The 12,499-nt window shown below is 63.1% G+C and carries 13 protein-coding genes; 11 read left to right on the top strand and 2 right to left on the bottom strand.

Annotated elements, in window-relative coordinates; genetic code table 11:
- Positions 1-52: 52 nt before the first annotated feature.
- Entirely contained in the window at positions 53-529 is a 477-nt protein-coding gene (locus AC07WT_RS24095; RefSeq protein WP_494948875.1) for a universal stress protein, read from the bottom strand.
- A gap of 322 nt (positions 530-851) precedes the next feature.
- Between AC07WT_RS24095 and AC07WT_RS24090 the strand changes: the two genes are divergently transcribed.
- The 5 genes from AC07WT_RS24090 to AC07WT_RS24070 all read left to right on the top strand — a co-directional run bounded on the left by AC07WT_RS24090 (position 852) and on the right by AC07WT_RS24070 (position 6,172).
- The gene (locus tag AC07WT_RS24090) at positions 852-2,999 is read left to right on the top strand and encodes a sensor histidine kinase (RefSeq protein ID WP_494948874.1); all 2,148 of its coding nucleotides are present in this window, start codon (positions 852-854) and stop codon (positions 2,997-2,999) included.
- A complete protein-coding gene (locus AC07WT_RS24085; protein WP_492595697.1) occupies positions 2,996-3,643 on the top strand; it encodes a response regulator in 648 nt (215 codons plus the stop codon). Before AC07WT_RS24090 ends, AC07WT_RS24085 begins: the two co-directional genes overlap by 4 nt.
- A gap of 225 nt (positions 3,644-3,868) precedes the next feature.
- Positions 3,869-4,291: a response regulator gene (locus AC07WT_RS24080; RefSeq protein ID WP_494948873.1), complete on the top strand. Its 423-nt coding sequence runs from the start codon at positions 3,869-3,871 to the stop codon at positions 4,289-4,291.
- A gap of 39 nt (positions 4,292-4,330) precedes the next feature.
- On the top strand, positions 4,331-5,083 hold the full coding sequence (locus AC07WT_RS24075; protein WP_494951029.1) for a helix-turn-helix domain-containing protein: 753 nt from the start codon (positions 4,331-4,333) through the stop codon (positions 5,081-5,083).
- Positions 5,084-5,140: 57 nt separating this feature from the next.
- On the top strand, positions 5,141-6,172 hold the full coding sequence (locus AC07WT_RS24070) for an Acg family FMN-binding oxidoreductase (RefSeq protein ID WP_494948872.1): 1,032 nt from the start codon (positions 5,141-5,143) through the stop codon (positions 6,170-6,172).
- Positions 6,173-6,195: 23 nt separating this feature from the next.
- On the opposite strand, the gene AC07WT_RS24065 is transcribed toward AC07WT_RS24070, so the two are convergent.
- The gene (locus tag AC07WT_RS24065) at positions 6,196-6,387 is read right to left on the bottom strand and encodes a DUF2964 family protein (RefSeq protein ID WP_494948871.1); all 192 of its coding nucleotides are present in this window, start codon (positions 6,385-6,387) and stop codon (positions 6,196-6,198) included.
- A 503-nt stretch (positions 6,388-6,890) separates the two neighbouring features.
- Between AC07WT_RS24065 and AC07WT_RS24060 the strand changes: the two genes are divergently transcribed.
- The 6 genes from AC07WT_RS24060 to pqqE all read left to right on the top strand — a co-directional run bounded on the left by AC07WT_RS24060 (position 6,891) and on the right by pqqE (position 12,422).
- On the top strand, positions 6,891-8,888 hold the full coding sequence (locus AC07WT_RS24060) for a sigma-54-dependent Fis family transcriptional regulator (RefSeq protein ID WP_492596300.1): 1,998 nt from the start codon (positions 6,891-6,893) through the stop codon (positions 8,886-8,888).
- A gap of 332 nt (positions 8,889-9,220) precedes the next feature.
- Positions 9,221-9,295 (top strand): pyrroloquinoline quinone precursor peptide PqqA, encoded by a 75-nt coding sequence (gene pqqA, locus AC07WT_RS24055; RefSeq protein WP_006410019.1) that lies wholly within the window; start codon positions 9,221-9,223, stop codon positions 9,293-9,295.
- A 65-nt stretch (positions 9,296-9,360) separates the two neighbouring features.
- On the top strand, positions 9,361-10,284 hold the full coding sequence (gene pqqB, locus AC07WT_RS24050; protein ID WP_494948870.1) for a pyrroloquinoline quinone biosynthesis protein PqqB: 924 nt from the start codon (positions 9,361-9,363) through the stop codon (positions 10,282-10,284).
- 2 nt (positions 10,285-10,286) lie between these two features.
- Positions 10,287-11,006 (top strand): pyrroloquinoline-quinone synthase PqqC, encoded by a 720-nt coding sequence (gene pqqC / locus AC07WT_RS24045; protein ID WP_494948869.1) that lies wholly within the window; start codon positions 10,287-10,289, stop codon positions 11,004-11,006.
- On the top strand, positions 11,003-11,284 hold the full coding sequence (gene pqqD, locus AC07WT_RS24040; protein WP_492596297.1) for a pyrroloquinoline quinone biosynthesis peptide chaperone PqqD: 282 nt from the start codon (positions 11,003-11,005) through the stop codon (positions 11,282-11,284). Before pqqC ends, pqqD begins: the two co-directional genes overlap by 4 nt.
- The gene (gene pqqE, locus AC07WT_RS24035; RefSeq protein WP_494951028.1) at positions 11,256-12,422 is read left to right on the top strand and encodes a pyrroloquinoline quinone biosynthesis protein PqqE; all 1,167 of its coding nucleotides are present in this window, start codon (positions 11,256-11,258) and stop codon (positions 12,420-12,422) included. The genes pqqD and pqqE overlap by 29 nt, the downstream gene beginning before the upstream one ends.
- Positions 12,423-12,499 lie beyond the last annotated feature (77 nt).

The raw sequence follows: 12,499 nt of genomic DNA, 5'->3' as shown, positions 1-12,499 counted from the left end.
CGAGGCGCTTCTTTTTTGGGTTCCGTCGGTGCGCCGGTTCGCCACCGCGCTATTACAGGCTCGACGGGATCTCGTCCATGTCCCGTTCGCGCCGAACCAGCAGAACGGGCATCTCGGCGCGCCGCACAAACGCCTCGGCGATACTGCCGAGCAACAGCCGGCCGATGCCATGCCGACCATGCGTGCCCATTACCACGAGATCGGCTTCGCACTCTTGCGCCACACGGCAGAGGACGGTGACGACGTCTTCGCCGTAAGCGTCAATCGTCCGGGTCAATCCGCACACGTTGCGCTGTTCGAACAGCGCGCGGGCATCTTCGAGCGTCGCCATCGCGGCTTCAGTCACCGCTGTATCGCGCGTCTGTTCGTCGATCAACCCGGTTCCGATATCGACCATTTGTGCAACATGTTCGGCGACAAATACGGCCGTCACCATCGCCTGCGCGGCCTCGGCGATTTTTAGCGCTTCTTCGAGCGCGCGCTGCGCGGCCTGGCTGCCGTCGATTGCTACGAGAATCCGTTTGTACATGAGCTTCTCCTTGAGTTCGCCGCCGTCCTGAACGGCCACGGCTATTGGGCGGCGACGCGCTTTCAGTCTGCGGTTCGCAGCTCGGAATACGCTTGATAAGGATCAAGCGCTGATGGCTTGCGTTCCGCCTACATTCTCGCGCGGTGCGGCTCACATGGTGAATCCGGGCATACTGGCACGATCCGTGCGAACCGCGCACAATAGGCGGCGCACCCGTTGTTCCGATTGCATTCAAAGAAAATCACGGTGACTTTTCCCGATCCGCGTCGCGACTGCGCCATCAGCCAGCGTTGCGGATTGCCCACTATCCAATGAGGCGCACATGCCCTTTCGCGGTAAGACGCCCTTCGCTAGAAAATCGCCTTCGCACGGGCGGGTCGTGCCCCCTGAGCGCCGCCCCAAGCTTATTGCGGCGGTCACATTTGCTCTCGTCCTGGTGGCGGCGCTCGCCGCGTGGCGCTGGGTGAGCGAGCAGTCATTGCTCGCCGCCAACAGCCGCTTCGATCAGCGTACTGCGCAAATCACCGCTGATCTGCAGCGCGAGTTCGCCACCAGCGAATCACTGCTGCTCGGCGCGCGCGGCTTGCTCTCCGTCGCGCCGGCGGTCAATGCCGATGCCTGGTACCGATATGTCGCGCAGCTCGATCTGAATGAAACGCCGTCCGTCGTGCGCGCGCTTGGCTACGCCGACGTGGACGCCGCCGGCATCGCCCGCCTGACGGACGACACCGGTAGCGTGGCCGGACATGCCGCCACGCCGCAACCGGTCGCGCCGGTGACGCTGATGGCGCCGGGCACCGCGGATGCGATGCCGGTCGGCTACGACCTGGCTGGCGCCCCCGCGAGCCGTAAGGCGTTGCTGCGCGCCATCGACACAGGAGCAAGCGCGCTCAACGCCGGCGCCGCGCCATTCGGCGACGTTGGTTCGAACACCCGCCCACGTCTTTACGTCTATTTTCCTGTGTATTCGGACGCCGCGAACGCCGGATTGCCGCCTACGCCACAGGCGCGGCGCGCGGACATCAAGCGACTGCTGGTGGCGGCGCTGGACACCAGCCGTGTATTCGATAACGCGCTCGCCCGGCGACGCAGCATCGACCTGCAGGTATTGAGCGGAACCCCCGCTACGCTGCTTTATTCGTCCAGCGCCGGGGACGACGGCCCCGCCTCGCCCGTCATGCGCAAAACCGCTACCCTGCGCGTCGGCGGTGAGCCTCTCACGCTGTCCTATACGGCGAGCGGCCGCGCTCTGCGAGCCGAGGACGCATTTGCAGAAACCGCGGTGCTGATCGCCGGCGTCGCGACGGCCTGCCTGTTCGGCGCCATTGCCTTCCTGATCGCAGGCGGACGCGGCGGCGGATCCGCCGCGACGAGCGAGGCGCGCAGCCAGTTGAACCTGAACGAGGCACGCATGATGGGGATCATCCGGTCATCGATGGAAGCCATCATCACCATCGACGAACGGCAGAACATCGTCATCTTCAATCCAATGGCTGAACAGGTTTTTGGATGCACCGCGATGGAAGCGGTCGGCACCCCGCTCTGGCGCTTCATTCCCGAGCGCTTTCGCGCGGGGCACGAACGGCATGTCGAACAGTTCGGCGTGACCGGCGTTTCCGACCGGCAAATGGGCAAGCAGCGTGTGCTGTTCGGCTTGCGGAGCAACGGCGAAGAGTTTCCTATGGAGGCGTCGATCTCGCAGATCCGCGACGGCGACGGCAAGCTGTACACGGTCATGCTGCGCGACATTACCGAGCGGGTCAAAGCGGAAAATGCGCTACGGCAATCGCGCGAGGAGTTGCGCGAACTTTCTGCGAATCTGCAAAACGTTCGTGAGGAAGAAAAAACCCGCATTGCCCGCGAACTCCACGACGACCTCGGGCAGCAATTGACCGCCCTCAAGATGGACATTTCTTCGGTCGAGCAGGAGCTTGAAACCACCGCCGAACCGCGCCTGCTTCAGCAACTGCGGGGGATGCGCCGGCTGATCGATGCGACGGTCGCCTCCGTGCGCCGTATCGCTGCCGACCTGCGTCCGGTCATGCTCGACGATCTCGGCCTGATTCCCGCGATCGAATGGCTCGCCAGCGACTTTACCAACCGCTACGGGATCGATGTGGAGCACCGGATCGAAGTCGGCGACACCAGCTTTACGCCGGCGGGCGCGACGACGCTATTTCGCATCGTGCAGGAAGCGCTGACCAATGTCGCCCGGCATGCGGATGCTACGCTCGTCACGCTGACGGTGCAGGTCGAGGGCGGCGTGTGCGTGGTGCGAATTGCGGACAACGGCCAGGGCGCGAGCCACACCGCCCCCGCCGCCGAGAAATCGTTTGGTTTGCTCGGTATCCGCGAGCGTGCGCACATGCTGGGCGGCACGGTCGAAATCCACACTTCCAGTGGCAAGGGCTTTGCGCTGACCGTTAACTTTCCAGTCTCGGCAGTGCAACAGCAGGAGATGCAAACATGATGCGAGTGCTGATAGCCGACGATCACGCATTGGTGCGTGATGGCCTGCGGCATATCCTGCAAGGTGCGAGCGGCTTCGAGGTGGTCGGCGAGGCCAATGACGGCGCCAGCACGATTGCGCTGATCCGCGCGAACGCGGCCGACGTGCTCGTGCTGGATCTGTCGATGCCGGGACGAAACGGCGTTGAGCTGATCAAACAGATCAAGGACGAGAAGCCGGCACTGCGGATTCTCGTGCTCACCATGCATGCGGAGCAGCAGTATGCGGTACGCGCTTTCAAAGCGGGCGCCTCAGGGTATCTCACCAAGGAAAGCGCCAGTGCGGAACTGGTCGCGGCGCTCACCAAAGTCGCATCCGGGGGCGTCTACGTGAGTCTCGCGATGGCCGAGCGTTTTGCGCAGAGCCTGAACGAGCCGGCCGACACACTGCCCCATCAACGCCTGTCCGACCGTGAGTTCGATGTGTTCCGCCGCATCGCCGCGGGGCAAACCATCACCGAAATCGCCGCGGAACTGTGCGTCAGCAGCAAAACGGTGAGCACCTATAAAACGCGCATCCTCGAAAAAATGCAGATGCCGCACGAAGCCGCGCTGGTGCGTTACGCGCTGCGTCACAAGCTGCTCGGCGAAGACGATGAAATCTAGGTCCGGGGCGGCGCGACGGCCGCCTCGGCAGCGTCAATCCTCACATCAATTCGCTGGCACAGCGCCGCCTCCTTATCCACCGCTTCCACCGCCTCCGCCGCCTCCACCGCTCCACCGCCGCATTCGTCGCGTGTAGGAAATCCCCTACACGCCTTCGCGCTCGCCTACCCGAAGTTCGCTCGTCGCCGATTTCAATTTGAGACAGCGCCGCCGATACTTCGAGTCATGAACTCAAGCCCGGCCCAGCACGCACTGCGTATCTTTCTCGTCGAAGACGCGATCCCGATCCGGCAACGGATGGCGGCGCGCTTCGGCGCAATCAACGGTGTCGAGATTGTCGGCGAAGCCGAGGAACCCGGCGCCGCGCTCGCCGGTATCGAAGCCACGGGAGCCGATGTCGTGGTCGTGGATTTGCGCCTGACCGGCGGCACCGGTATCGAACTGCTGCAGAGCCTCACGCGGAGCATGTTGCCGGCGATCGCGATCGTGCTGACGAATCACTCGAGTGCCTGGTTCAGGCAGGCGTGCCTTGCGGCCGGCGCGCAGTACTTCTTCGACAAGACGAGCGAGTTCGATCTTGCATGCAGCACGATCACGCGGATTGCCCACGAGCGTCGCGCGCGTGGCCTCAATTACTCGATTACCTAGGAGCACACCATGTCTGACGTCGCTGAATATTCCGAAATCATGCCGCGCCAGCGTGTCTCGCAGCCGGCTTCAGGCAATTCCGCGCTCACCACGTCAGTCCCCAATCGCCGCGCCGCGCACTGTTCAAGCTGCACGATGCGCTCGATCTGCATGCCACAAGGCCTGACGCCAGCCGAACAGGGGCGGCTGGAGTCGCTGATCTGCGTTTCCCGCACGATCAAACATGGTGAATCGCTATATCGCGCCAACGATTCGTTCCAGAGCATCTATGCAGTCCGCGCCGGTTCGTTCAAGACCGTCGTCATGCATCGCGACGGCCGCGAACAGGTCACCGGCTTTCATCTGGCCGGCGATTCGCTGGGTCTCGACGGCGTCTGCTCGGGCCGGCACAGCTGCGACGCGATAGCCCTCGAGGACAGCAGCGTCTGCATCATTCCATTTCATCTGCTCGAAGCCATGTGCCGCGAGGTGCTGGTGGTGCAGCAGCACGTCCATCGTCTGATGGGGAGTGAGATCGTTCGCGAGGCCACCCTCATGATGCTGCTCGGCACGATGTCCGCCGATCAGCGGGTCGCGGCGTTCCTGCTGAACCTGTCGGGAAGGCTCAAGAAACGTGGCTATTCGCCGGCGGAATTCAATTTGCGCATGACGCGCGAGGAGATCGGCAGCTACCTCGGGATGAAACTCGAGACCGTCAGCCGCATGTTTTCGAAATTTCAGAAAGACGGCCTTGTCGATACACATGGCAAGCAGATCAGGATTCTCGACCTCGAAGGCCTCGCGCGCGTGTAGTCCGGGCAGCGCACGCACAGCCCGGCACCGATCCGGAAAACACGCAGGAGGCCCTGAATGAACGCACTTTCCCGGAACACGGCCTGGTCCGTCGACGAGCATCAACTCGATCAAAACGCCAGCATCCAGGACAAACTGCGGTTCGCGCTGCGATACGCGGTGCTGGCGCCATCCAGCCATAACACGCAGCCTTGGCATTTCATCGTCGACGGCGACTGCGTCACGCTGTGCGCAGACCGTCTGCGGGCGCTCCCGGTGGCCGATCCCTTTGATCGCGAGCTGATCATCAGCTGTGGTGCTGCGCTGCTCAACCTCCGCGTTGCGCTGAGCCACTTCGGTCTTGCCTACGCGATCACACTGTTTCCGGCGCCGGCCGACGTGGACGTATTGGCACATCTTCGGGTCCTGCACGACGGCCTTTGCGATACCAGCCTTGCACCGCTGTTCGACGCGATACCGCGGCGCGTCACGACCCGCGAAACCTTCGCCGACGAAGCCATTCCGGCCGAACTCCGGCTGCGGCTCGAGGAAGCCGGCGCCGCCGAGGGCGCGGATATCGTCTGTGCCGGGAACGCGGCCATGCGCGAGCATCTCGCGGCGCTGATCGCTGAAGCCGATCATGCGCAATTCAAGGATCCGCGCTTCCGGCGCGAACTTGCGAGCTGGATCCATCCGAGACGCAGTCAGGATGGCATGCCTGCGTTGTCGCCGGGTATGCTTGCCCTGCTCGATCTCGCGGTGCCCCTGGTCGGCTCGGTGATTCGCACGTTCGACCTGGGCGGCGGCATGGCGGCGGCTCATCACACGCTGGTCGCCGGGTCGCCGTTATTGCTGTGCATCGCCACCGGAGCGGACGATGCGGCCGCATGGCTAGCGGCAGGTCAAGCGCTTGAACGGGTGCTGCTTACCGCGGCGGACGCGGGCATCACCGCTTCCTATCTGAATCAGCCGATCGAAGTGGCTTCACTGCGCGAGCAGCTACGCGCCGCGCTGAATCTGGATGGCATGCCGCAATTGCTGCTGCGCTTCGGCCGCGGCCGGCAGGCTCCACACTCGCCGCGGCGTCCGCTGGCCGACGTCGTGTCGTAGAGCCGACGCGGCCCATGCCCGTGTCAGGAATCGTCTCCTGCTGTAGGGTTCAGCAGCAGGACGAAGCAGGCAACACCGGCAACGAGCGCCGCCGCGCCGTAGCGAATGAAGTCCGTACTATCGAACAGCAAGCCGCGGATCAATGCCGCCAAACCTGCCAACGCGACAAAGACGGCAATCGCCGCAACGGCGATCCTGGATTCTGCCCGGACCATGATTTCTCCCTTGGCTCAAGGCGCGTGATTTCGCATCGACGCGGCAGTTCGCGAGCCGTCGATGACGAATTGATCATCGACCCAGCCAAGGTATTGCTATTGATTTGAATCAAGGTCTGGATGCTTCGCTTCACCTGCAAGCGGCTCCCGCAAAATCGACAAGTCATTCAACAGGAGAAAGCCGACCAGCGGCGATCGTCGAAAAAGGCCATGCGATTTCGCTGGACGCGTAGACTGTCGAGAATCCATTGATTCAGATCAACCCCGGTGCCCCGTTCGGGGCGAACATGCAATGCATGCCTGGCGTCCAGAAGCGCGTCTGCTCGCCCCGCCGATCGAATGCTTCGCTTCGCCGCCAGGCGCATCGGAGTCACGAAGCCGCTCCAGGCCACCAATAGCCCCCTGTTCCCCTGAATGGGATGCCGAATCTGGCGCGCGAATTGCTTCAGGTTGTGCCCACACGGTTCTGGCAAACGACCAGACCTGACTCGCAGGAGGAGACCATGCGCGATGATGTCCATCACGCCACGACGCCAATCGCACCGCGTGAAGCTGCCTGGCTCACGCCATCCATTCAGAAATCTCACGAGCGTTCGCAAACATTCGGCTTGAGTGCCTCGATGCGGCCGGACTATGACGTCCTGCCGGCTGCGGAACTGACGTTGAAGCTGGAGCAAAGCCGGATCCTGTGCGCGCATGCCACCCCGGTGATGGAAACGCTGCACGAGCAGATCGTCAACACGCAAAGCATGATTGTGCTGACCGACGCCGAAGGGCTCATCCTGCATTCCATCGGCGACGACGATTTTCTGAGGCGGGCGGAAAAGGTTGCGCTGCGTCCGGGCGCGAATTGGGCCGAGGAGCGGCAAGGAACGAACGCTATTGGTACGGCCATCGCCGAATGCTCTCCCACGGTCGTTCATGGCGAGCAGCACTACCTGGCCGCCAACCGCTTTCTCACCTGCTCCAGCGTGCCGATCCTCGATCCGTATGGCGATCTGATCGGCGTGCTCGACGTCACGGGCGATCACCACAGCTACCACCAGCACACGATGGCGCTGGCCAAGATGTCCGTGCAGATGATCGAAAATCATCTGTTTACCAATACCTTTCGCGAGACATTGCAAATCGCCTTTCATGGCCGGCCCGAATTTCTCGGCACGTTGATGGAAGGCATCGTCGCGTTCACCTGCGATGGCCGCTTCCTGTCGGCCAACCGCAGTGCGCAGTTCCAGCTGGGCATGCCGCTCGCGGCATTGCGCGCGCATACGCTGTCGTCGCTGTTCGGCCTGACGAGCGCGCAACTGATCGACCGTCTGCGCACAAGCCGCGATCGCCATCTGTCGCTGAACCTCAATAGCGGTGCGGTCATTTGTGCGCACGTCGAGTTCCGGCGCGTCACACTCGCCGACGACGGCCTGGTGCCGCAGGCGTACGGCGCGGCAAAGCCGGTGCTGCGTTCCGACCCGCCGCCTGCGGCTGTCGCCGCAGGCACGCTGTCGAAGCTCAGCTATCTGGACACGGGCGATCCGCAGATCGCAGCGGTCATCGCAAAGGTCCGCAAGGTGCTCGGCAAAGACATCCCTATCCTGATCACCGGTGAGACGGGCACGGGCAAAGAACTGCTCGCCCAGGCCATCCACAACGATTCGCCACGCAGGTCGGGGGCGTTCGTCGCGGTCAACTGCGCATCGATCCCGGAGAGCCTGATCGAATCCGAGTTGTTCGGCTACGAGGAAGGCGCGTTCACCGGCGCGCGCCGCAAAGGCGCAACCGGAAAACTGCTGCAAGCGAACGGCGGCACGCTCTTTCTCGACGAGATCGGCGACATGCCCTACCCGCTCCAGGTGCGGTTGCTGCGCGTGCTGCAGGAGCGTCTCGTCAATCCGCTCGGCTCCACGAAGTCGATTCCCGTCGATATCGCGATCATCTGCGCGACTCACCGCGATCTGCGCGAAATGATTGCGCAGAGCTGTTTCCGCGAGGACCTGTATTACCGCCTCAACGGTCTGGTCGTGAAGTTGCCGCCGCTGCGCGAGCGCACGGATCTAGCCGCCGTGATCCGGAAAATGCTGCAAAGCGCGTCGCTGGATGAGGCCGACGGCCGGCGCCTGAGCGTCGCAAGCGACGTGATGACGCTGTTCGAACAATGCATGTGGCCGGGCAATTTCCGCCAGCTCGGCAATCTTCTGCGCACGGCGGCCGCCATGGTGGATGAGGACGGAGAGATCAGGCGGGAACACCTGCCCGACGATTTCTTCGACGATTTGCGCAGCGCCGCCGGGCCTGCTGCGGGCACGCTCGAAACAGGCCCATTGCAGGGCGGGCGCTTGCAGGACGTCACCGCCTGTGCGATAGCGGCAGCGGTTGCCCAGCATCGCGGCAACGTGTCGGCGGCGGCCCGTGCGCTGGGTGTCTCGCGCAACACCATCTACCGGAAATTGCCGGCGTTGGCCGGCACGGACGGCGGAACGGACGAGTTCGGACAGCAGTCTGACTGACATCGTGTGCGATCTGGAAGCGCAGCGTCTCGCGTCACGCTGCGAACCGCGTTAAACCGCGTGTGTTTCACGGGTGTTCCATATTGCAACAGCGGTGTCCTCCAATTGAACAGCACGCTGTCGCCAGCGTGCTATCTGCCGGTCAAAGTCTGCGCAGCGAAGCGCGTACTCACGCATGACGGTGCGTTCGTTCGGAACGCGATGCGACCGCTTTGTGTCGATTTGCTCCGATCGCTCCGCTCGACCTGCCCGGCACGGAGCTTGCGTTGAATGAGATGACCGCTTTACACATGCGGTTTTTCCAATCACATGCCGCATTCAAGGAGACAGCCATGCAGTGGACTACCCCCGCCTATACCGATCTGCGCTTCGGTTTTGAAATCACGATGTACATCGCCAATCGCTGAAGCAACGATGAAGCGCCGCCCGCCTCTCACAGTAAGTGTGCGCGGCGGCGCCCGGAGCATCGCTCATGAAGATCAAGATTCTTGGTTCGGGTGCAGGCGGCGGACTACCGCAATGGAACTGCAACTGTGCGAACTGCACCCAGGCCCGTAACCGCGCCGGCGATGTGTTACCGCGCACCCAATCGTCGATTGCAGTGAGCGGGAACGGCGTCGACTGGATTCTGATCAACGCATCGCCGGACCTGCTCGCCCAATTGCGTGCGAATCCGGAACTGCAACCCGCCCGTTCGATCCGCGACAGCGGCATCGCCGCCGTCATCCTGATCGACGCGCAAATCGATCACGTCACCGGTTTGCTGATGTTGCGCGAACGCACGACACCGCTGCCGCTGTATGCCTGCGCACCCGTGTTCGACGATCTCTCTACCGGCTTGCCGCTCGTTCCGCTGCTCAGCCATTACTGCGGCGTCGAGCGTCACGAGATCGCGCTCGATCAACCCTTCACGGTCGCGCCGGCGGAGGGCATCCGCTTCACCGCGTTGCCGATCGAGAGCAAGGCGCCGCCCTATTCACCACGCCGCGCCGAAGCCGCGCCTGGCGACAACATCGCGCTGCTGATCGAGAACGTCGCCACAGGTGCGCGCGTTTTCTATGCGCCGGGTCTCGCGGCTGCGCCGGAACCCGTGCTCGAAGCGATGCGCTCTGCGCAACTCGTGCTGGTCGATGGCACCTTCTGGTCCGCTACAGAGATGATCGACCTCGGTCTGTCCACGCATCACGCCGCCGACATGGGCCATCTCGCACAGTGCGGCTATCAGGGTCTGCCCGGCATGGTTCAACTTCTCGACGCACTGCCCAGTACGACGCGCAAGGTGCTGATTCACATCAACAACACCAATCCGATTCTCGATCCGCATTCCGCCGAACATGCCGTGATACGCGCCCGCGGTATTGAAGTGGCGCGCGACGGAATGCAATTTCAGGTATAGCCATGAACGCCCCGCTGCCCACCGATGTTGCCCATACCGCCCCCTGGCCGCCGGGCGAATTCGAAGTGCGCCTGCGCGCGCTCGGCGCGCACTATCACATTCATCATCCGTTCAATCAGCGGATGAACAGTGGCCAGTGTTCGCCGAAGCAGATACGCGGCTGGGTTGCAAACCGCTTTTATTATCAGATCAACATCCCGCTCAAGGACGCCGCGATCCTGTCCAACTGCGACGACCGGCAGACGCGCCGCCTGTGGATCGAGCGGCTGCACGATCACGACGGCTACGGCGACAACCCCGGCGGCATCGAAGCGTGGGCGCACCTCGCCGACGCGGTTGGCATCGACCGCACGGCATTGTGGTCGCTCGAGCACGTGCTGCCCGGCGTGCGCTTCGCGGTCGACGCCTATGTCAATTTCGCGCGGCGGGCGCCGTGGCAGGAGGCGGTCTGCTCTTCGCTCACGGAAATGTTCGCGCCGCAGATCCATCGCGACCGGCTGGCCGGTTGGCCGGATCTCTATCCGTGGATCGACTCGCAGGGGCTGCAGTACTTTCGCAGCCGCATTCCGCTCGCTCAGCGCGATGTCGAGCACGGGCTCGACGTCACGCTCAAGCACTTCAAGACACCCGACGCGCAACAGCGTGCCCTCGACATCCTGCGCTTCAAGCTCGACATTCTGTGGTCGATGCTCGACGCCATCGAAAAGGCGTACCCGGTATGAACGCCCCACACCCCGATCACTACGCCAGCCTGCGGCCACGTCTGCGCACGATGTTCCGTCTGCAATGGGAAGACGCGCAGGATGCCTATGTGTTGCTGTATCCCGAAGGCATGGTCAAGCTCAATCCGAGCGCGGGCGAAATTCTCACGCGCTGCGACGGAACCCGCGAACTGGACGACATCATCGGCGAACTGGAAGATCTGTTCAGTGCATCGAACCTTGCCGCCGACGTGTATCGCTTCATCGACCATGCGCGGCAACGCGGCTGGCTGGACTGACATGAACACCGCGACCGGCACCCCTGGCGCTCGCCCTTCCCCGCCGTTATGGCTGCTGGCGGAACTCACATATCGCTGCCCGCTCCACTGCGCGTTCTGCTACAACCCTGTCGACTTCGCCAGTCATGGCGCGGAACTCGACACCGGGACCTGGCGCGACGTGATCACGCAAGCCCGACGCATGGGCGCCGCGCAAATCGGTTTCTCCGGCGGTGAACCGCTGGTGCGCGACGACCTCGAAACGCTGGTCGCGCACGCCCGTGGACTGGGCTTCTATACGAATCTGATCACGTCGGGCGTCGGGCTCAACGAGACGCGCATCGCGCGTCTGAAAGACGCCGGTCTCGATCACATCCAGCTCTCGTTTCAGGACTCGACGCGCGAAGTCAACGATTTCGTGTCCAGCACGAAGACCTTCGAGCTGAAACAACGGGTAGCGCGCCTGATCAAGACACACGGCTACCCGATGGTGCTCAATTGCGTACTGCATCGCTATAACCTGCCGCACGTCGGGCAGATCATCGAGATGGCGCTCGAGATGGGCGCCGACTACCTCGAACTGGCGAACACGCAGTACTACGGGTGGGCCATGCTCAATCGCGAGCAGTTGATGCCAACCAGCGAACAGCTGCAGGAAGCCGAAGCGACCGTCAATCGGTACCGCGAACGGTTCGGCAATCGCTGCCGCATCCTGTTTGTCGTCCCCGACTATTTCGAAGCACGCCCGAAGGCCTGCATGAACGGCTGGGGCTCCGTGTTTCTCGGCATCGCGCCCGACGGCACCGCTTTACCGTGCCATGCGGCGCGCTCGCTGCCGGGTCTCGATCTGCCCAACGTGCGCGACGCTTCACTCGTGGACATCTGGTACGACAGTCACGCGTTCAATGCTTTTCGCGGCGACGGCTGGATGCGCGAGCCTTGCCGGAGTTGCGACGAGCGGGAGACCGATCACGGAGGCTGCCGCTGTCAGGCGTATCTGCTGACTGGAGATGCCGCGGCCGCCGACCCGGTGTGTGCAAAGTCCGAGCATCATGGGCAAATCGAGCAGGTGGTGACGCTCGCGCGGCGGCCGGTACGTGACAGCGAGGCGCAGCCGTTGATTTTCCGCAGCAGGGATAACTCGTTGCTTCTGGGGTAGCACGGCGGTTTGGTTTAGATGGGAGGTGACTGGAGATGTCGCCGCATCCATCATTTATCGCTCGTACGTCGCGCCCC

Source organism: Paraburkholderia sp. GW821-FHT02A12, assembly GCF_059422005.1.
Note: the sequence above shows the minus strand (reverse complement) of the source record. Positions and strands in the feature narration are given on the sequence as shown.